The 20,392-nt window shown below is 61.6% G+C and carries 18 protein-coding genes; 4 read left to right on the forward strand and 14 right to left on the reverse strand.

The window, feature by feature from the left end; genetic code table 11:
* Positions 1–278 precede the first annotated feature (278 nt).
* The 11 genes from gspD to ACWFVE_RS15625 are packed head-to-tail and all read right to left on the reverse strand — an operon-like array spanning position 279 to position 10,127.
* A complete protein-coding gene (gene gspD / locus ACWFVE_RS15575; protein ID WP_447530171.1) occupies positions 279–2,549 on the reverse strand; it encodes a type II secretion system secretin GspD in 2,271 nt (756 codons plus the stop codon).
* Positions 2,546–3,061 (reverse strand): hypothetical protein, encoded by a 516-nt coding sequence (locus ACWFVE_RS15580; RefSeq protein WP_447530172.1) that lies wholly within the window; start codon positions 3,059–3,061, stop codon positions 2,546–2,548. Before ACWFVE_RS15580 ends, gspD begins: the two co-directional genes overlap by 4 nt.
* Positions 3,058–3,669 (reverse strand): type II secretion system protein GspM, encoded by a 612-nt coding sequence (gspM, locus tag ACWFVE_RS15585; protein ID WP_447530173.1) that lies wholly within the window; start codon positions 3,667–3,669, stop codon positions 3,058–3,060. Before gspM ends, ACWFVE_RS15580 begins: the two co-directional genes overlap by 4 nt.
* Positions 3,653–4,690, reverse strand: a complete 1,038-nt coding sequence (locus tag ACWFVE_RS15590) for a PilN domain-containing protein (RefSeq protein WP_447530174.1) — start codon at positions 4,688–4,690, stop codon at positions 3,653–3,655. The genes gspM and ACWFVE_RS15590 overlap by 17 nt, the downstream gene beginning before the upstream one ends.
* A complete protein-coding gene (locus ACWFVE_RS15595; protein ID WP_447530175.1) occupies positions 4,687–5,400 on the reverse strand; it encodes a type II secretion system minor pseudopilin GspK in 714 nt (237 codons plus the stop codon). The genes ACWFVE_RS15590 and ACWFVE_RS15595 overlap by 4 nt, the downstream gene beginning before the upstream one ends.
* Entirely contained in the window at positions 5,397–5,996 is a 600-nt protein-coding gene (locus ACWFVE_RS15600; protein ID WP_447530176.1) for a type II secretion system protein GspJ, read from the reverse strand. Before ACWFVE_RS15600 ends, ACWFVE_RS15595 begins: the two co-directional genes overlap by 4 nt.
* Positions 5,993–6,361: a type IV pilus modification PilV family protein gene (locus tag ACWFVE_RS15605; RefSeq protein WP_447530177.1), complete on the reverse strand. Its 369-nt coding sequence runs from the start codon at positions 6,359–6,361 to the stop codon at positions 5,993–5,995. The genes ACWFVE_RS15600 and ACWFVE_RS15605 overlap by 4 nt, the downstream gene beginning before the upstream one ends.
* Positions 6,358–6,798, reverse strand: coding sequence for a pilus assembly FimT family protein (locus ACWFVE_RS15610; protein WP_447530178.1), 441 nt, complete (start codon positions 6,796–6,798; stop codon positions 6,358–6,360). Before ACWFVE_RS15610 ends, ACWFVE_RS15605 begins: the two co-directional genes overlap by 4 nt.
* The gene (gene gspG / locus ACWFVE_RS15615) at positions 6,799–7,221 is read right to left on the reverse strand and encodes a type II secretion system major pseudopilin GspG (RefSeq protein ID WP_447530179.1); all 423 of its coding nucleotides are present in this window, start codon (positions 7,219–7,221) and stop codon (positions 6,799–6,801) included.
* Between the two features lie 9 nt (positions 7,222–7,230).
* Complete coding sequence (locus tag ACWFVE_RS15620) at positions 7,231–8,430, reverse strand: type II secretion system F family protein (protein ID WP_447530180.1); 1,200 nt, start codon at positions 8,428–8,430, stop codon at positions 7,231–7,233.
* Positions 8,430–10,127 carry a GspE/PulE family protein gene (locus ACWFVE_RS15625; protein WP_447530181.1) on the reverse strand — a complete coding sequence of 566 codons (1,698 nt, stop codon included), beginning with the start codon at positions 10,125–10,127 and terminating at the stop codon, positions 8,430–8,432. The genes ACWFVE_RS15620 and ACWFVE_RS15625 overlap by 1 nt, the downstream gene beginning before the upstream one ends.
* Before the next feature lie 535 nt (positions 10,128–10,662).
* On the opposite strand from ACWFVE_RS15625, the gene ACWFVE_RS15630 reads away from it, so the two are divergent.
* Together ACWFVE_RS15630 and ACWFVE_RS15635 are read left to right on the forward strand one after the other, a co-directional pair.
* Positions 10,663–10,950 (forward strand): hypothetical protein, encoded by a 288-nt coding sequence (locus tag ACWFVE_RS15630; RefSeq protein ID WP_447530182.1) that lies wholly within the window; start codon positions 10,663–10,665, stop codon positions 10,948–10,950.
* A 49-nt stretch (positions 10,951–10,999) separates the two neighbouring features.
* On the forward strand, positions 11,000–13,696 hold the full coding sequence (locus tag ACWFVE_RS15635) for a glycoside hydrolase family 3 protein (protein ID WP_447530183.1): 2,697 nt from the start codon (positions 11,000–11,002) through the stop codon (positions 13,694–13,696).
* Positions 13,697–13,731: 35 nt separating this feature from the next.
* On the opposite strand, the gene ACWFVE_RS15640 is transcribed toward ACWFVE_RS15635, so the two are convergent.
* The 3 genes from ACWFVE_RS15640 to ACWFVE_RS15650 all read right to left on the reverse strand — a co-directional run bounded on the left by ACWFVE_RS15640 (position 13,732) and on the right by ACWFVE_RS15650 (position 16,720).
* Positions 13,732–14,376, reverse strand: a complete 645-nt coding sequence (locus ACWFVE_RS15640) for a TetR/AcrR family transcriptional regulator (protein ID WP_447530184.1) — start codon at positions 14,374–14,376, stop codon at positions 13,732–13,734.
* Positions 14,377–14,419: 43 nt separating this feature from the next.
* Entirely contained in the window at positions 14,420–15,799 is a 1,380-nt protein-coding gene (locus tag ACWFVE_RS15645; protein WP_447530185.1) for an MATE family efflux transporter, read from the reverse strand.
* 162 nt (positions 15,800–15,961) lie between these two features.
* Positions 15,962–16,720, reverse strand: a complete 759-nt coding sequence (locus tag ACWFVE_RS15650; RefSeq protein WP_447530186.1) for a winged helix-turn-helix domain-containing protein — start codon at positions 16,718–16,720, stop codon at positions 15,962–15,964.
* Positions 16,721–16,824: 104 nt separating this feature from the next.
* Here ACWFVE_RS15650 and ACWFVE_RS15655 point away from each other — a divergent pair, with 104 nt between their 5' ends.
* Positions 16,825–19,125 (forward strand): TonB-dependent siderophore receptor, encoded by a 2,301-nt coding sequence (locus ACWFVE_RS15655; RefSeq protein WP_447530187.1) that lies wholly within the window; start codon positions 16,825–16,827, stop codon positions 19,123–19,125.
* Positions 19,126–19,330: 205 nt separating this feature from the next.
* Positions 19,331–20,305, forward strand: a complete 975-nt coding sequence (hemB, locus tag ACWFVE_RS15660) for a porphobilinogen synthase (RefSeq protein ID WP_447530188.1) — start codon at positions 19,331–19,333, stop codon at positions 20,303–20,305.
* Positions 20,306–20,392 lie beyond the last annotated feature (87 nt).

Raw genomic sequence — 20,392 nt, forward strand, 5'->3', positions numbered from 1 at the left:
CCATACATCCCACGGGGAACTCATCGAACGATAGCGGGCCGGGTGTGTACATCGTGAACCTTATGAACGCACTGAAAAAACCGTATTTTAACCGAGTTATATTATTAACATTTGTTTATCGGCATATTTCTATACCACGCCCCCCTAATAAGCCCAAATTTTATTGGTTTTTTCCCAGTTTTTTCACTCGGTCAACCCGCCACTTTTTAGGTGCCCGCCGCTGAGCTTGAAACGACAGACGGCCAGCGCTTCTCCCGCGCTGGCCGTTTAGGCGAAGCCTAGGGATCTACCGGTGCTTGCGTGGCGCTGCTCTCTTGCATGCGCGCGCGCAGTAGCTGCATCTGTTGACGGTAGCCGTCCGTTACCTGGCGGGCCTGCACGGGGTTATTGACCACGCGAGGGGTGATCAACACGATCAGCTCGGTGCGATCCTGGCCCCGCGACTCACTGCCAAACAAGCGGCCGAGTACTGGAATGGACGAAAGACCCGGCACCCGCGTCTCGGACTCGCGGTTATTTTGCTTGATTAGCCCGCCCAGCAAAACGGTTTGCCCGCTCTGCACCGCAACCTGGGTGGCAACGGAGCGCGTCGAGATACGCGGGTTGGACTGGTCGGCCGTTGTCGCACTGGCGTCGGCATCGCTGACCTGCTGCTGAATATCCATATACACCAGCCCGCCCGGGTTGATGCGCGGCACTACATCGAGAATCACGCCGGTTTGCACGTACTCGACGCTACTCAGAGTCGTGTCCGAGTTCGTCGTGCTGACGGTCGTCTGGCTAATCGGGATGTTGTCGCCTACCTGAATCTGTGCGGCCTGATTATTGAGGACGACCAGCGACGGCGCGGACAGCACCTGGGTCAAGCCACGCGTCTCCAGTGCGCGCAGCGCCACCTGAAGATTGTCGCTGACGAACGAGTAGAAAAACGAGCTGTTGCCGGCGCCAAGCCCGCCGGCACCCAGCGCCCCCTGGCTGCCACTGGCGTTGACGGCCGAGGCATTGGAGGCATTACCCGCCAACTGGCCCAGGTACCATTGAACCCCCAGGCTCAGATCCCCCGCCAGGCGAACCTCGAGAATGCGCGTTTCGATCTGAACCTGCAGCGGCGGCTGGTCCAGCCGTTTGATTGCCGTCTCGATCTCTTGCCACTGGGCAGGCCGGGTGCGTACCAGCAGCTGATTACTGCTCTGCTGGGCCGTAATGCGTACCGACTGGACCAGACTACGCGCGTCGCCCTGGCCGCTTGCGCCCCCGCCTACTTGGCTATCCGTTGGCTGGGTTGGCGCGCCACCGTCGTCGTTATCCTGCTCGGCGCTGGGCCTATTCTGCATTCCCTGCCCCTGGTCCAGGCCAGGGCTCGTGCTGGTGCTGGCCAAGCTCGACAGCGTGGTCGTTTGAAGACCGGGCGCCACCTGCGCCGGTGTATCGCCTTCGATCTGACCCGAACCGTAGATGTCACGCAGGTAGCGCGCCAGGTCGACCGCTTTCATATTGCGCACGTCATAAACGTACATTTGTGGCTCGTTCCCGCCCCCCTGATCGATGGTGCGGATCCATTCACCGACTTCGCGCAGGTAGTCGGGCTGCGCCGAGATGGCCACGATCGAGTTGGTCCGCTCGTTGGGCATGAAGTCGACCATGTTCGCAAGCGGCGTGCCGCTATCCGGGCCGAACAGGCTTTGAAGCTGGGGCATGAGCTCGCCCACCGAGGCGCGCTCGAGCTCATAGACGCCAATCGACATCCCCTTGAGCCAATCCACGTCGAAGGTGTCGATCACGTCCTGATAGTTGGCAAGCTCGCTGGGCGTACCGGAAAGGCTGATCAGGTTGCGCGCGGGGTCGACCAGTAGAAACGCATTATCGCGCACGAACGGCTGAAGCAGGCGCTGCATTTCGACCGCGCCGATGTAGTCCAACGGGTAAAGCCGTGCAGCGAGCCCGCTTGCGGGCTGCGCCACGGCTATGTCCGGCACGAGCTTACCGGCCACGGCCTGGCTTGCGGGCAGCACCACATAGCGGCCGTCCTGAACGATCATCGCGTTGTCCGTCCAGGAGAGCAGTGTTTCCAGTATCGACAGCGCCTCCTGGCGGTTCACCGGCTGGGAGGTCGAAAAGCTGACCGTGCCGTCCACGCCCTGGGCGATACTGTAGTTCTCCTGTAAAAGGTCGCCCATCACGCTATTGATGACCGCCTCGATGGGCTGGTCGGTGAAGTTGAAGACGATGTCGCCCTCTTCGCTGGCCGGCGCGTTACTGGCAGCGCCCTGAGCGGTGTTAACGAAGCGCTGGTTGCCCTCGATGATCCGCTGATTGGCCCCCGCGCGCTGCGTGGGCTCCAACGAGGTAGCCCGGGAGGCCGGCGGCGCCTGTTCGGCGACGGGCGCCGGGTAATCAGCGCCTCTTAATGCTTCGCGCATCAGCGCCTGGTCGGTTTTTAGCTCCCGGGGCGTGGTGGTACAGGCGGAAAGCGAAATGGCCATCACCAGCCCGACCAGCGTCGTGCGCATTAGTGAAAGCGAGGCAGGGGTGTCGTGCTTTGAAATCATGGTGTCGGGGTACGCGGCAAAGTAAGAGTGGGCGCCCTGGAAGGCGGCGGCAGGCGTAGCATCGGCAGGCTCAAGGTCTGCGTCTGCCCCTGGCGGACGAAGGTGGCGGTACGGGGGGTGAGGTGTTCGAGTGTCCAACCGTTATCGAGGGTGTCGCCTCGATTCAGTTTGATCATCGCCTGGCCTGGCTCATCGACGTAGACCCATTGTGCATCCCCCTCCTGAAAGATGCCGGCCAGCGTTAAGCTTGAAAGCGGGTTGGCGGTCACGGCCTGGCGGTCGGGGTCGGCTTGGCGGTCCGGGCTGAAGATCGGCTGGGTCCAGACCATCGAACGGCGCGCCGAGGCCAAATCCGCGCGCGCCTCTAACGGCGCCACGCTGGCCGAGGTGGCTTCCGGCGAGTCGGCGGGCAGCCACTGGGGCCTGGCGGGGGTGTAAAAGATCCACGCCAGTAGCGCCAGCAACAGAACATTGGCAAGCCCTAACGCTTGGGTAGAGAAGCGCATCCTCATGCCTGCCCCCCTTGCGCGCCGGCCTTTTGCAGATAGCCGCGCAGCAGCAGGTTCACTTCCAAACGCCCAGGCCCGCCGGTCGCCGGCGCACTCGAGGTGCGATGAACGTTCAATTGATCGACGAACAGCGCCGGCTGGCCGTATTCGAACGCATACAAAATCTTCGCCAGCGGCTCGATGGCGCAGTCGAGGGAAAGGCTCACCTTCACCTGCCGGTAGGGCCCCTCAAAGGTATTGTCAGACGCAACGATAGGCATACGCTGGGTAACCTCGCACCCAGGCCCCTGATCCGAGTGCTCGGCGATCCGGTCGATGGCCAGTTGCATCAAATCCGCCGCTACGGCGTTCGCATCATCACCGGCGAGCAACCGGTTATCGAGCGCCGGATCGTTTCGGGACGCGGCCAGCGCCGCCTCGAGCCCTTCGCCCTGGGCAATCAACTCGGCGTAGTGGCGCTGCTGTGTTTGCAGGGTGCTGCGCTGCTGCGCCATTTCGCGAAGAGGCGCCAAAAAAGGCACCTCGATCACGACATACCAGGCCCCCCAGAGCAAAAGCGCCAGCAGGCTTATGGCGGCAAATTTACGTTCGCGGCTAGTCAGCGGGCGCATCGTTATCCTCCTGAAGCCGTGCACTGATGGAAAAGCGCTCCTGGCCGGTGGTGTCGTCGGGCCGGATGACGCCCTGGAACTGGACCTGCTCCAGGCTTGGGCAGGTTTGGACGTGGGCGATCAACGCGCTTGCCCGCGGGCTTTGCCCCGAGAACGTCACGTTCACCCCGTCCTGCACTTCCAACTCGCTGATCCAGCTCTGCTCGCCAAGACACGTGGCGAGCTCGGCAAGCAACCGGCTCACGGTCGGGCGGCGCGCCTTGAGGTTGGCCAAATACCGGGAGGCGCCGACCGTTTCATCGAGCTGCTGGCGCACTTGCTGAAGGTGGCGCACCTGCTGGCGCTGATGCGCCACCACTTCGCCCATGGCGTCGAGCTGCTGCTGGCGCTGATGGATATAAAGCGAGGGAATCGCGACGCACACGGCCAGCGCGCAGGCCCAAAGCCAGCGATTGACTACGCCGGCCCGCGCCACTCCTTTCTGCGCACTGGCCGGCAGCAGGTTGAGCCGGCGGCGCTCGCCGGTGGTGCTCTGAACATCCAGCGTCGCCAAGGGCAGCCCGCGTTCGCGGCACGCCGTCAAAATCGCGTCGAGATGCGTCCAGGCGATCGCCACCAGCTCGATGTCCGCCTGGCCCTCGTGCTTGCCCACCACCCGTGCCACGAAATGCACCTGCTCGGCGGGGTAGGGGGTGTACTTGTCGAGTTCGTACCGGAGTACCTTGTGCAGGTTGCGCGCCGCCACGCTCGGCAAACGGATACGCTGCGCCAAAACTTGCTCGGTACGGAGCACCATGATGGCCGGACGCTCACAATCGACCGTCTCCGGCAGGGGCCAGCCGAGAAGCTGCGTCTCTTCACGCTTGCCCAAACGGGCGGTGATCGACGCGGGCAATAGGCCGGCGAGTTCGTCAAGCCACAGGTGCAGCCAGCGCCGCGCGGTACTTTCCCGCCACTGCTGCCTTGCCTGGCTGGCAAGGGCGTTGAAAGACGCCGTGTACTGCGCCCAACGCCGGGTCACTCCTGCCACCTCAATACGCGATAGGGCTTGGCGCCGGCGGTTAGTGTGTTGAGCATTACAAGCGTTACCGTTAAACGAGAATGAAAGCCGCTGGGGAGCGTCGCGGCGCTGGTCACTGTCACGATCTGGCCCGCATTGATCGGCTCGCCCTGGCGACGCGGCAGGCCAAGCACCCGCGCAAGCCAGGGGCTCGCCAGCACCGGGTCGGGCTGCGGATTGCCGGACCAGACCGTGACGTGTGCCTGGGCGCAGTCATAAAGCGCATAGCTCACCTCGGGCAGGGCACGTAACTCCTCGAGCAGGCGCAGGGGCGTGTCGCTCCGTCGGCGCTCGAGTGCCGTGGCGATGCGCTCGGCCTGGGGCCCGCTGGCCCCGCAGGCGGCCATGAGTTTTTCCACATCCCCCTTGGGGGCGGCGTTGAGGTCGAGCTTTCCGCGCTCGCTTTGCACGCTGATGGCAAGCTCTGCACCAGCGAACGACACTTGCTGAACCTCGCCATCGGCCTGCCAGCGCCTTTCGTTTTGCATCAGCCCGGCCACGGCCAGCCCCAGGCCCGCCTCGGCGGCCAACAGCGCCTGGGTTTGGTCGCGCTGCCAAAGCGACTGGCGCTGCTGCAGTTGAACGGACACCGCCAGGCTTCCCAGCAGTAGGCTTGCCAGTGCCAACACCCAGAGCGCAAGCAGTAGCGCGACCCCGCGTTGTGTTTTCATGCCCCCTCCCCGGAAAGATCGAGGCGCAGGTTGATTTGCTGCATCACCCAGGGCTTGGTGCCCTTCAAGCGCAGCTCGATGCGCACCGCCTGGGGCAGCCGGTCGGGCCAGGGCCAGCTCTCCAGCCATTCGGTGCGCTCGCCCAGCGGCGAGCGGCCGCGATAGCGAAAGTGGGCATCCAGGACCTCATCGAGCAGCGGCTGCGGCGCCCCCCAAGGCGCGAGCATTCGTCCCTCGAGCTGAGCCAGGTGGACCTTCAGTTTTTCGTCCTCGACCACTATGCGCTGGCGGTAGAGCCCGCCGCCTAGCGAGGCGGGCAACGGGGCGTAGAACATCAGCGACTCGGGCTCGCCTTGAAAACTCACACCGCGGGTTTGCCTGTCGCTTTCGACGCTGAGCGGAAGCGCCTGGCCAATGGCGTGCCTTAAAAAGCGCTGGGTGGCCCGAATATCCTCCAGGTGAGCGCTGGTACGCTGTGCCGTCGAGACCGCTTTATTGGCGGACACCACGGCGGTGCCCACCAGCCCCAGCAGCAGCCCCATCAGGCTGATGACGGCCAACACCTCCAAAAGCGTGAACCCGGCCTGGCGCTTCATGGCGTTGCCCTCGAGCCACGCAGTCGCAGCGTGCTGTAATGCGAACGCCGAGCGCCCTGGGTGAGAGTTAGATCCAGCCGGTAAAGGTCGAGCGCACCCTGGGCCTCCAGGGATACGTCGAGCTCCCAGTCAAGCCCGTCCCAACTGCCGCGCTGCGTTTTGACCTCGAGCGCCTGGCCTTCGACGCTGTCCAAAATGGAGCGGGCCGCCAGCGCCGCGCGGTCGCTTTGCTCGACCTGGTAGAGCGAACGCGCGCTTTGGCCAAACGCGCCCAGTAGCACCGTCGACCCAATGGCGAGCACCACGATGGCGGCGAGCATTTCGAGCAGCGTAAAGCCACGCTGGCGCTTGAAGGCCGCCCTCATGGCAGGGCCGTTAGCGTGGCGCGCCCGGTAAGCCAGGCGATATCGATTCGCCACTGCGCCTGCCCGCGCTTGATTTCGATATGCCCCCCGGTGGAGGCACCATCCGGGTAGAATTCGAACGCGGCGCCGAGGTTTTTAGCCGTGTGGAGCTGCACTTCCAGCGTGTCGGGCCAGGCGGTCGAGCGCTTTTCGGGCAATACGACCTGGCGCGCGCTCAAATCGAAGGTCGCACGCACCGGCTGGCCGCTACTGATGGCCTGCACCCGGGCGCGGCTCAAAGCGGTCATCATCGCCGTCACCGCGCTGCGCTCCTGGGCGGCCTGCAGGCCGCGGCCCAAGCCCCCGGACAGCACCGCGACCGCGATACTGACCAGGACGATGACCGCGAGCAGCTCAAAAAGGGTAAAGCCTGTTTGGCGCGGCGCCGAAGGCTGCATTTATTCCCAGTTGCCCAGGTCGGCGTTGTACCCCTCACCGCCGGGCGTACCGTCCTGACCGTAAAAGATCAGATCGAAGGTGGCGTGATTACCGGGGTAGCGGTAGCCAAAGTCGTGTCCGAACGGATCCTTGATATCCGACGGCTTGGCGTAGGGGCCCATCCACTGGCTGGCACCTTCGGGCTTGTTGACCAGCGCGTCCAGATTCTCCGGCGGCGTGCCCATATCCAGCGCGTAGCTTTCGATTTTCATGCTGAGGCTGGCAAGCTGTGCCTTGCCCGCCCCGTAACGCCCCTTGTCCACGTTGCCCCCCACCTGGGTCACGACGATGGTGGCCACGATGCCCAGAAGCACGATCACGGCCAGCATTTCGAGCAGGGTGAAGCCGGACTGGCGCGTTTTGACACGTTTCATTGAGGTCATGCGGTTTTCCTAGATATTGCTGGTCAGACTCATTAGCGGCAGCATGATGGCGAGCATGATAGCGGCCACCACGACGGCCATGACGATGGTGAGCGTGGGGACAAGGGCGGCCAGCGCGCGGTCGATCGCACGCTTGGCCTCGAGATCGAACACATCGGCGACCTTGATCAGCATGTCGCCAAGCGTTCCGGTATTTTCACCGACGTCGACCATCTGCACAGCAAGCTCGGGCAGCAGTGCGTCCGTGGCGATCGCCGTGGCAAAGCGGTGGCCCTGCTTGACGTCGTCGATGGCGTGGCGCATGTGGGCGCGCAGCGCGTGGTTAGTGCTGACATCGCGGGCAATGTTCAGCGCCGAAAGTAGCGTGACGCCGTTGCCCACCAGGGTGCCCAGGGTGCGCGCCAGTCGCGCGGTTTCCAGGCGCTGGATGAGCCCGCCCGTGACGACGCTTTTAAGAAGCCGCCGGTCCTGCTTATAGCGCCAGCCCGGGTGGCGACGCCCACCGATCACAAGCCCCATCAACGCCACGAGCAAGGCCAACAGCGCCAGCCCCCAGGTATTGATAAAGCCGCCCATGGCCAGAATGGCCTGGGTGATCCAGGGAACGGGCACCCCCAGGTCATTGAAGATGGGCACGAACTGCGGCACCACGTAGGCCAACAGTAGGGCGATGGAGCCGACCACCCCGACGACCAAAAAAGCCGGGTAGATCAAGGCGTTAATTACCTCGCCGCGCAAATGCTCGCTGCGCTCGAGGTAGTGGCTCAGTTGGCCGAGCGTCACGCCCAGCACACCGCTCGCCTCGCCGGCCCGCACCAGGCTTACATAGAAAGGTGAAAACGTCTCGCGGTGCTGCTCGAGGGCGTCGGACAGCGGCCGCCCGGCCTTGACTTCGTCTCTTACCTGCTCGAGCAAGGCGCGCGGGCGAGCGCTTCGCACCTGCTTGAGCACCGTCGTCAGGGCTTTATCCAGGGGCTGACCGGCACCGACCAGGGTGGCCAGCTGTTGGGTAAAACGAACCAGCTGTGCCCGCTTAAACGCGCTAGGAGCCTGATGCGGGCGCAGCCACTGACTGCCGCGGCGCAGGCTCAATACCAGCAGGCCGCGGCGCTGCAGTTCGAGCGCCGCGCGGCCTTCGTCAGCGGCGTCCAGCTCGCCGGCTTGCTTGCGGCCCTCGGCGTCCAGGGCGCGGTAGGCGTAGAGCGGCATCAATCGCCCCCCGTAACGCGCAAGACGTCATCCAGCGAGGTCACGCCGGCAAGCGCCTGGCGCAAGCCGTCTTCGTACAGGGTGACCAGGCCTTTTTGGCGCGCGGCGGCCTCCAGCGTGTCGGCGTCGGCCTGGCGCATCAGCAGTGAGCGAAGCTCCTCGTCCATGACCAGCAGTTCGGTAATGGCGCTACGCCCGTGGTAGCCGCCGCCGGGGCTCTCTTCGTTGGGGCGATAGAGCATGATCGGCCGTTCGGTGGTGTAGTGATCCAACCGGTGGCGCTGGATGAGTGCCTGGGGGGCCTCGAAGGCAATGCGCGTCGCCGGGTCCAGCCGGCGCACCAGCCGCTGGGCAAGAATGCCTTGCAGGGTCGAGGCCAGCAGGTAGCTCTCCACGCCCATGTCCAGCAGACGGGTGATACTCGCCGCCGCGCTGTTGGTGTGCAGGGTCGATAGCACCAGGTGCCCGGTAAGCGAAGACTGCACCGCGATCCGGCACGTGTCCAAATCGCGCATCTCCCCGATCATGATGACGTCCGGGTCCTGGCGCACGATGGAGCGCAGCGCCTGGGGGAAATCCAGCCCGATGGACGGCTTCACCTGGATCTGGTTGATGCCGGGCAACTGATACTCGACCGGATCCTCGACGGTTATGATCTTGCGCTCCTCGGTATTAAGTCCCGAAAGCGCGGTGTAGAGCGTGGTCGTTTTACCCGAACCGGTAGGCCCGGTGACCAGAAAAACCCCGTGAGGGCGGGCCAGCTGGCGCTGAATCGCGTCCAGGGTGGCGCCGGTAATCCCTAGGCTTGCAAAATCCAGGCTGACGGTTTGGCGATCCAGCAAGCGCATCACCACGGATTCACCAAAGCTTGTGGGCACGGTGGACACGCGAAGATCCAGCTCACGCCCCTGAATACGTACCATGATGCGGCCATCCTGGGGCAACCGCCGCTCGGCGATATCCAGCCGGGCCATGATCTTCAAGCGCGAGATCACCGCCGCCGCATAGCCCGCCGGCGGTGCCTGCTCTTCGATCAGCACGCCATCGACGCGATAACGCACCTTGAGCTGGTTTTCGAACGGCTCGACGTGGATATCCGAGGCACGACGGTCGACGCCATGCTGCAACATGAGATTGACCATACGGATGACCGGCGCCTCGGAGGCCATGTCCTTGAGCTGCTCGATATCATCCTGGGCCGACGCATTTTCATCGAGGGTTTCGATCAAGGCGCCCATGGCCGAACGCCCTGTACTGTAGGCCTGCTCGATGAGCTCGTTCACTTCGCTGTGCGTGGCGATATAGAGCGAGACGGTCTTGCCCGCCTGATAGGCGAGTGCGGCGACAGCGTACGCCGATACCGGAACCGCGGCGACCACGCTTAGCGCATCCGGCCTCTCGCCCACGCTGAGCACACCGTAATGGCGCGCGAAGCGCTCGGTACTGGCAGGCATGTCGCTATCCACCGTCACGTCGTCGGCCTGGGCCCACTTGGGCAGGTCCAACAAGTGCGCATAGGCGTCGGCCATCTCCTCGTCCTTGACCGCGCCCAGGCGCAACAGCGTGCGCAGGCTGTCACCGTCCTCCCCTTGCGCCGCGCCCAGCCGGTTGGCACGCGCGATGTCGGCAGGCTCGAGCGCGCCAGCCTCGACCAACCAGTGACATACTTCGTGCGCGGTGAGGGTATCCAATGGCATGAACGACATCTTTATCGCGTTAATAAAAACAAACGCCTGAAAATCAATCCAGGCGTTATCGAACAATCAACGTAGGTAGCAAAGAATCAATATAGAAACTATTGAAAAGGCACTTTAAATTCGCATAAAACCACGCACTACCAGGCAAATAAACCACGAGAAAAACTAAATAAGATAATGAGTCTTTAATATATCTTGCCAGTTTAACACAGCACAAAACCTAACAACAGGTATGTTTAGAATATAAACAAAAAGATTCAAAAAACGCCTTAAAATTAGAATTAAATGCCAATATATCTATTATATAAGCAATAAAAGTATAAAATTAACCCAATATCTAAATATAAATAGTTAAAAATTAAAAATAACACTTCTTGATAACACTATTTTATTACTCCTATAATGCGCGATCGCTAATTGACTAAAAAACGTTTTATTGAACTTGAACTTTTTATGTCGCCGACCAAACATATGCAGGCTCTCAAATAAACCAAGAGCCTTTGCGCATCGCCATCAAACGATAGAGACCTTACTCATGAATCATTCATTGCGTGCCTTGATGTATGCGGCGCTTTTGGCTGTCTCGCTGCCTGCGCTCGCGGGTTCCGAGACGTCTAATGCGTCAGAAACCGCTCCCTCGACGACCGACAGTGCGCAGCAAAAACGCCTTCAGGATCTTCGCGCCGAATACGAAGAGCGCCGCGACCGCCTCACCGGCGCCGACAAATTACCGGCGCGCGCCGCCCAATCGGGCAGCTTCTACGATGCGCCGGTGGATACCCGCGATGCGCCCGACCAGGCCTCTGATCGCTCATCTCGATAAGCGTGCCTTGATGTACTTCCACTACCTATATTGCAGAGGGATTTGACCCGTGATACCCATCAAACACACCGTTGGCTTTGGTCTGCTTGCGGTTAGCGTATTACAACCGGCTTTATCGATCGCGGATGAACCGACACGTTGGCAGCAAGTGGAAGCCCGCGTTAGCTCGATTCTGGATAACATGAACCAGTCGCAGAAGATCAACTTCACGCGGGTTGACGATGGTCGCATGATCCCCAGCCTGCCCGAATGGGGCATCGACGGTACCGTGGCCTACGACGCCTCCATGGGGGTGCATGTCAACAACGCCACCTTTGGCGCCCAGTACCCCTCTCAGTCGGGGCTGGCGGCGACCTGGAGCATCCAGCGTGCTCAGGAATTCGGCCTGGCCATCGGCTACGAAACCAGAATCGCCGGCGGTCAGCAGATGCTCTCGCCCACCGTCAATCTTTACCGCACCCCCTTTGGCGGGCGTAATGCGGAGTTCATTAGCGGCGAAGACCCCTTTTTGGGTTCGGTACTGGCGCCGGCCATCGTCAACGGCATTCAGGCCCAAGGCATTCAGGCCAGCGGCAAGCACTACCTGGCCAACGAGCAGGAAGCCAACCGCCAGAACGTCAACATCATTGCCGACCAGCGCACGCTGCGCGAGCTCTATCTGCCGCCTTTCGAGTCGATGGTCAAAAATGCCGATATCGCCTCGATCATGTGTGGTTTCAACAAGATCAACGATCACTACGCCTGTGAAAACCACCACTTGATCACCGAAATCCTCAAGGGCGAGTGGGGCTTTCAAGGCAACGTCATGAGTGACTTCAACTCCATTCATGACGCGTTCAAAGGCGCCTGGGCAGGCACCGATATCGATATGCCGTCAGGTCTTCAGTTCAACGAAGAGAAACTGCTGCCCTACATTTGGAGCGGCCAGCTTCATCAAAGCGTGATCGACGACAAGGCGAAGCGTAACCTGCGCGCCATCGTTAATTACGACTTCCAGGAAAACCTCAATACGGCGCAACCGCTCGATCATCCCGAGCACGGCATCACCGCGTCGCTCAACATGGCCCGCGAAGCCATCGTCTTGCTACGTAACGAAAATACCGCCGACGGCCAGCCGCTGTTGCCGCTCGACCCCGCTGCGAATATCGCAGTCATTGGCGACATGGCGTATCAGCCGCCGGCCTCGCCCTTCGGTACGTCGAATGCGAAGCCCAACGATTACGTCACCGAGATGGACGGTCTTCAGCATCTTGCCGAAAGCCCGGCCAACGTGACCTACCTCACTTCGATGGGTCTGGACCCGGAAACCTCGGCCTGGTATCAGCCGTCAAGCGATGAAGACGACAGCGGCTCCCCGGGCGTGCAAGCCGAGTTCTTCTCGAATGCCGACCTGTCCGGCTCCCCCGCCGTTACACGCGTCGAACCCGGGGTGAACTTCAACTGGCTGACCCAACAGAACATCACCGAACAAGCCTCATCTTCGCTTGCCGACACCGACATCGACACCACGCCGGGCAGTTTCTCCGCACGGTTTACCTCCACGATCAAACCGACGATCTCGGGTGATCACGCCTTCAAGGTTCGCATGGATGGCGCGGTCAAGCTTTGGATCGACGATGAGCTGGTACTGGAAAACGATGGCGAGCCCTACTCGTCCGACGTGGTCAACGCGCTGGCCTCCTCGGTCAAGGTGCCTGACCTCGAAGCGGGTGAAGAGTATACGGTGCGGCTCGAATACCGTCGTCTAAGCGACAGCTTCATGCCGGTACTGGGTAGTCTGCAAGGTCTTCAACTGAGCTGGGCGTCGCTGGCGCCGCCGGAGAACCTGGCCGACTACGACGCGGTCGTGGTGGCCGTGGGTACCAACTACGAAAATGAAGGTGAAGGCTCCGATATCGCCTATGCCCTGCCGGATCAACAAGGCACCATGGTCGAGCGAGTCGCCCAAGCCAACCCCAACACCATCGTCGTCATGCATGGCGGCGGTGTGTCCGACATGCAGCCCTGGGCCGACCAGGTGGGGGCTACGCTTCACGCCTGGTTCCCCGGCCAACAAGGTGGTCAGGCAGTAGCGGAGGTTCTTTACGGCCAAGTGAACCCATCGGGCAAGCTGCCGATCTCGATCGACAAGGCCATCGAGAACAACCCAAGCTACCCCTACTACTCTGACCCGGCGGCGTATCGCGGTGAAAACGCGCTCGTCGACATGGAGTACGGCGAAGGGCTTTACCTGGGCTATCGCGGTTACGACCAGAAACGTGAAGAGCCGCTCTACCCCTTCGGCTTTGGTCTTTCCTACACGACGTTCGAGTACTCGGACCTGTCTCTTTCGTCCAACGTCATGACCCCGGGTAACACCGTGAACGCCGAGTTCACGCTGACCAACACCGGCGACATGGCCGGTTTCGAAGTGGCCCAGCTCTACGTCGAGCCGATCGAGCCCCAGGTCGACCGCCCCGAAAAAGAGCTCAAGGGCTTTACCAAGGTGTATTTGGAGGCGGGGGAAAGCCGGACCGTGAGCATCCCGCTGAATGCGCGCTCGCTTTCCTACTACGTCGATGAATCCGCGAGCTGGGACGTCGATGCCGGTGCCTTCACGATCCGTGTCGGCCAGGATTCCGCGCATCTGCCGCTTCAGAGTACCCTGACCACGCTGATGCCGGAGCGTTTGACCACGCGTGACAGCAACCCCCTACCGTCACCCGTGCGTGATGCCGTTCAGATAAGCGCAAGCCAGGCTTACTAACGTCAAGCGGGCAGGCTCGACCTCGAGCCTGCCCCTTATTGGCGAATACTCCCTGCCAAACGCTCGAGATAGCCATCGAGTGTCGCCATGACGTCTACGCCATCCGGATTGCGTAGCCACTGAATCTGTAGCCCATCCATGACCGAAAAAAGCTCGACCGTGACGGCTCGGACATCGGTATCGGCACGCACCTCCCCCGCTTCGATCAAGGTTTCCAGGTGCGCGCGAGCATGGCCGTGAATGGTGTCGAATTTCTCGCGATACCAGTCATACGCTGGATGCTGCTCGTAAAGACTTTCGATGTTGATGAACATCGCCGCCTGACACTCCTGATGACTTTCCACGCTGAACCCCATGCTCATCTTGACGAAGGCGATGAACCCTTCGAGGGTCGGCAGGATTTCGAGCTCGGAAAACCGTTCGGTGATCCGCCGGTCGCGTCTTTCAAGCAGCGCCTCTAAAAGCGCCACCTTATTGGGAAAATGGTGGAGCAATCCGACGGTCGTAATACCGGCAATGGTGGCGATATCCCGCATCGACGACGCTGCATAGCCGTGCTTTGCGAATACCTTCGTGGCCGCATCGAGCAGCGCCGCGCGGCGCATTTCCCCCTTGGGCGCCCGGCGACGCTTGGTCGATGGCGTATCGTCTACGCACGCCTTTTCCTCCTGTCCCCCCATAATCTCCCCCCCTTTTTTTGTTACTTGATGAATATGGTCAACGTCATGGTACTTTGACGCGCTTTGCGTCGTGGTTCTGGTGTGCCTGCGTGAAGTGGCACCTAAAGTGGCGCCGTGCCAGCAGTACGGCAGTCGTAATCGAGATCAGGGCTATCCCGGCGTTGCCCAGCCACATGCCCAGGATGACACCGCTGGCGCCAAAGTACTTGGCCCCCAACACGACGAACGGCACCGTACCAAAGCTCGCCCTTAGCCATGCATAGAACATCACCCACCCGGTACGCTCGAGCGTAACGAAGATGGCAACGGCAATAAAATCCAGCCCCATCAACAGCCAAAGCCCGGGGCCAAACGCGCTCAAATCATCCAGCAAATGGCGTCCCGGTGTGGATAACCCAAAGACGGTGGCAAGCACGGGTACGATGACCAACAGTGCGCACCATGCCAAAAGCCCGTAAACGACGACCAGCTCGATGGCACTGACCAGCGCCGCCTTGAGCCGCCACTTCAGGTGCGCGTCGAGATGCTGAGCAAAGACCGGCACGAGCGCACCGGGTAGCGCAAAATAGAGGCAGTACGCGACCTGCAAGGTGGTGTCCATCAACGCCATTCCCGCCATCACCGACACCCCGAAAACCGCTAGCTGGCCCATGACGAAGGTAATGGCAAAGGGCATCGCCAGGTGACCCAGCGTATAAGGCAGCGTCACCCGGCCGATGTGCAGGCTTTGATGTTTCAACAGACGCCAATGAATACGCGAAGCGAGCCCTATCTTGCGTTTGACGCGGTAAAGCCCGTACACGCCAGCGACACCGGCGGCCATGATCATGGCAATGCCCGCGCCGATAAGCTCGAGCTCCAGCACGAAGATCAGGACGGGGTCCACGATCGCCAGCACACCCGCTGCCACCAAAAACAGACTCAGCGCCTGGCGGCTATGGCCCACCGCACGCAGCGCCTGGGCGCAGGTGTGGGTAATCGCCATGAGCACCGACGACATGAGCGCCATCCATAAAAACGGGCGAACCGATGCGCTGGCGGTACCTTCCCCCAGCCAGGCGATAAAATGGTCCAGGTAGTAGCCCTCGATGGCCGCCACCAGTACCGCAACCCCCACGGCCAGTATCAACACGTGCGTCACCAACGGCGGCAGTGACGCCTGAAGCCCCCGCCCCACCCGCCGGGAGATGAGCCCGCCAGCGGTGATCGCGATACCCGTGACCGCGATGGTGTTAAAAAACATCAACAGCTTACCAATGCCTACCGCCGCCACTAGTTCCTCATCTTTCAGTAGCGACACATAGGTAAGCGTCAGGATCTCGATCAAGAATAGTGCCAACAGGCTTAGCCCGCTGGTAATGGCCATCTCCTTCACGTGGCGGCCGATAGGCCCCCGCGTAAATAACGCGCCTGCTTTATGCATAACAACCGGATTCCCGCCACGAGCGTTGCATCACTGAAAACGTCACCGCTTGACGGGACGTGCGCGATGATAACCCGCTGCCTTCATGGCAAGAAGGGTGGCGGGGCTTTCGCCCGAATAATACGCAGAGAATAACGCGGCGCTTTGATGCGGATGCCTGCTTTACGTCGTCGCCAATTCGAGTAGATAGCCTTCATTGCGTACGGTACGAATAAGGCGAGGCTTGCGCGCGTTGTCTTCGAGGCGATGACGCAGACGGCTGATGCAGACATCCACCGAGCGGTCATTGAGGTAATACTCCCGCCCCAGGGCATGACGGCTCAGCTCATCGCGGCTGATGATTTGGTTGGGCGTCTCGCTAAGTGCCTCCAGCACCATGAAATCCGACCGGGTAAGATCGCAGACACGCCCAGTAGGGGAATGGAGCCGACGCAGCCGCAGATCCAAACGCCAACCGGCAAAGTAACGCTCGGTTTCCTGTGCGGGCGGCGCCGGCGCGAAGCCTGGCGCCACCCGCCGACGTACGGCGCGAATGCGGGCCAGCAGTTCGCGGAAGTCGAAGGGCTTGCAGAGGTAGTCGTCGGCACCGATTTCCAGGCCGATGATGCGCTCCGCCGACGCCCCCCGGGCGCTGGTCATGATCACCGGCGTCTTGCTCTGATAGCGCAAGCTCCGGCAAAGGCTTAGCCCATCCTCCCCCGGCAGCAGATGCTCCAGCAGCACCAGCGCCACGCGGTCATCGAGCTTCTCCCACATCTCGTCGCCGCTGGCCGCCCTAAGCGTGCGATACCCTACCCCTGCCAGGTAGCGACACACCTGGGCGCTGCTGTCCTCATCGTTGTCCACCACCAGAATGACGTCGCATTCAACTTGGCGGCCGGTGCTTGATGTAGTGGGTGAGCCCGCTGCCAAACAATCCATTACATACGCCTCATAGACCAAAACTTTCTTAAACCAAAGCGCTAATATAATCGCGGCTTCTAATATCGTAAATACTAATCATTATTATTTTAAGGGACATTTAGATGCTCGGTGTTCATCCCCCCTCGCTCGATACCGCTGAATGGTCAAAAAAGCCCCTCGCTATCGCTATTGCCGCCGCTGTTAGTGCCGGCCTGTTGAGTGGTGGCGCGTTAGCTCAAACCGATTCTGAAAGCCCGGCCAACGTCGAGATGGACACCATCACGGTCCAGGCCCGCTACCAGGGTGACCCGAGCAGAAGCTACACGGTTTCCGACACCGGCAGCTCCGCCGGGCTGGATCTTTCCCCCCGGGAGACGCCGCAATCGGTGACCAGTGTGACCCGCCAGCAGTTGGACGACCGGCGAGTGGTCAACCTGGAGGATGCGCTAGAGCTTACTCCGGGCATTACCGCCAACAAATCGGAAGTGGGTGTGCGTAACGCCTTCCGCGCCCGCGGCTACGATATCAGCAACTGGAAGATCGACGGCCTACAGTTTCCAGGCGACACCGGATTCGCGGGTGGCGGCAACTCTCTGAACCTGGATCTCTACGAGCGCGTGGATATCGTGCGCGGCGCCAACGGCCTGCTGGGCGGTACCGGCGACCCTTCGGCCACCGTCGACCTGATTCGCAAGCGCCCGGGCACGGAGTTTGGCGGCAACGCCTACGTCTCTTACGGGCGCTGGGACAACGCCCGGGCCGGGGCGGACTTGAACCTGCCGCTCACCGCGGATGGCAGCGTTCGCTCGCGCTTCGTCGTCACCCAAGGCGAAGGCGATGGCTTTCGCGATCACGAATCCAACCGCAACCGAGCGGCGCTGGCCAACTTCGAATTCGATGTAAGCGACGACACCACGTTCGGCCTGGGCTATCAGTACGAGTACAACAAAACCTCCGGTGCGGGCTGGGGCGCTAACGTGCCCATCTGGTTCGCCAACGGCCGCCGCACGGATCTTTCGCGCAGCACCAACCTGGTACCAGAGTGGAGCTACGCCGAGCAAGAGACCAACACCGCCTTCGCCTCGCTGACGCACCGTTTCAACGATGACTGGAGCGTCGAAGTCCAGGCCGCCCAAAGTGAAACCGATGCGCTGAGCAACCTTGCCCTGGGCAAGGTCAACCGCGGGCCCGTAAGTGGCACCTTCACCGGCTATTGGGAAGAAGATGGCGGCGGTGCCATTCTCAATGGTATGCGCAACGACAACGAGACGCGCCAGCGCTCTGCCAGTATCGACCTGAAAGGTGCCTATGATCTGCTCGGCCGCCGTCATGATCTGGCAGTGGGCTATAGCGACAGCCGCACCCGTTCACGCACGTATGATCACGACTGCACGCTGTCCAGCAACACGATGTCCGAATTTTCCGAAGGCTGTATGTACCGCAACGCCAATGGCCTGCCGATCACCGATTGGCGCAACGGCGTCGACCGCGACATTGGCCTGAGCGGCGCGCGAACCGGCCAGCTCAGCACCACCGAAACCGACCTGCGCGGCCTGTATGCCTCTACGCGGCTAAGCGTCACCGAACCGCTGTCCGTCATTTTGGGGGGCCGTACCAGCTACTATAAAACCGAAAACGAAACCGCCTCCGGCGACACCACCACCCGCCGCGAAACCGGTGTGTTCACCCCCTATGCGGGGCTGGTTTATGGCCTCACGGACCACCACTCGCTCTACGCAAGCTACACCAACATCTTCACCCCGCAAAGCAGCCAGACCGTTAGCGGTGACACGGTCGAGCCTATCGACGGCGACAGCTACGAGGCCGGTGTGAAGGGCGAGTGGTTCAACGGCCGCCTGAACGCGTCCGCGGCGTACTTCCGCACCCGCCAGGAAAACAGCGCCGTGCTCGACGGCGCCAACCTCACACCAGACGGCAACCAGGCCTACCGCGCCGGCACCGGTAACGAAACCGACGGCGTCGATCTGGAGATTGCCGGCGCCATTACGCCGAACTGGAACGTTTACGGTGGCTACACCTACCTGCACTTTCGTCGCGTCGACTCCGACGGGCGCAGCGACCCCTCCCACCTGCTCAAGCTCCACACCACCTACGCGCCGGCGGGTATGTTGAATCGCTGGACCTTCGGTACCGGTGTCTATGCGCAGAGCAGTATCGATGCAATCTCCAATCCCGCCGGTAAGCCCGTCGACGGCATCAGCACCGGCTCCACGCCCGCCAACTGGGCAGGTTACGCCACCGTGAACGCCATGGCGCGTTACGACGTGACAGACGCGACCAACGTCACCCTCAACGTCGATAACCTTTTCGACAAAACCTACTACGACAACTTCGGCTTCTACGCCGGCGCCGTCTACGGCACGCCGCGCAGCGCGACGCTCACCCTGCGCACCGAGTTCTAAGCCCGCCGCGCTTTCATCGAGCGCTCCCCCCATGCCGGTCAAACGCCGGCATGGGGTCTTGCCTTCCTCTGTCGGCCTTCTCTACGCCCTTGGGTAGGCGTGTCCTTCAATAGCATCCTTTCATGAGATTGATACCCTGACCGGCCTTGCGCACAGCGTTATACTGAGAACTGGAACGTCTTTTCCACTCTCATCAGGAGGTCTCATGCCGGCCCAGTTTCCCCAGGCCCGTCTTCGTCGTTTGCGCTCAAACGACGCGCTTCGCACCATCGTGCGTGAAACCTCGCTTCGCGCCGAACATCTGGTCTACCCCATTTTTGTCGAGGAGGAGACCGACGAGTACACGCCGATCGAAGGCATGCCCGGCCAGTACCGCGTGCCGGAAAGCAAGCTGGGTGACGAGGCCAGGCGCCTGAGCGCGCTGGGGCTTAGAAGCATCATGCCGTTCGGTATTTCCCATCACAAGGACGAAACCGGCAGCGACGCGCTGAAGGAAGACGGCATGGTGGCGCGCATGGTGCGGACCATCAAGGAGGCCGCGCCGGAGCTAGTGGTGATTCCGGATATCTGCTTTTGCGAATACACCACCCACGGGCACTGCGGCATCCTGAAGGGCAACACCGTCGATAACGACCGCACGATCACAAACCTCGGCGTTCAGGCCGTGCAGGCGGCCAAGGCCGGCGCCGACATCATTGCGCCGTCCGCCGCCCAGGACGGCCAGGTCGCGGCGATCCGCGCAGCCCTCGATGAAGCGGGCTTTTCTGATACCCCCATCATGGCCTACTCCACCAAGTTTGCCTCGGCGCTTTATGGCCCGTTTCGCGAAGCCGCGGGTACCGAGCTAAAAGGCGACCGCAAGACCTACCAGATGGACCCGATGAACCGCCGGGAAGCGCTCAACGAGTCGCTGGCCGATGAAGCCGAGGGCGCGGATTTTTTGATGGTCAAACCGGCGCTGGCGTATCTGGACATCATGGCCGATATTCGCCGCCAAAGCCTACTGCCACTGGTGGCGTACCAGGTCAGCGGTGAGTACGCGATGATCAAGTTCGCGGCCGCGCAGGGCGTGATCGACGAATCCGCCGTCGTGCGCGAGACCCTGGGCGCCATGCGCCGGGCCGGCGCGGATCTCATCATGACCTACTTTGCACCTCAACTGCTGGAAGAAGGGCTGTAGGCGCAAGCGTTGCCCGGTAGCCACTCAACGCAAAGCTAACGGGCCGCCGTTTTCACGCCACGCCATGGCACGGTGCGCCGGCGTGGC

The sequence above is a fragment of the Vreelandella mediterranea genome, from assembly GCF_970647075.1.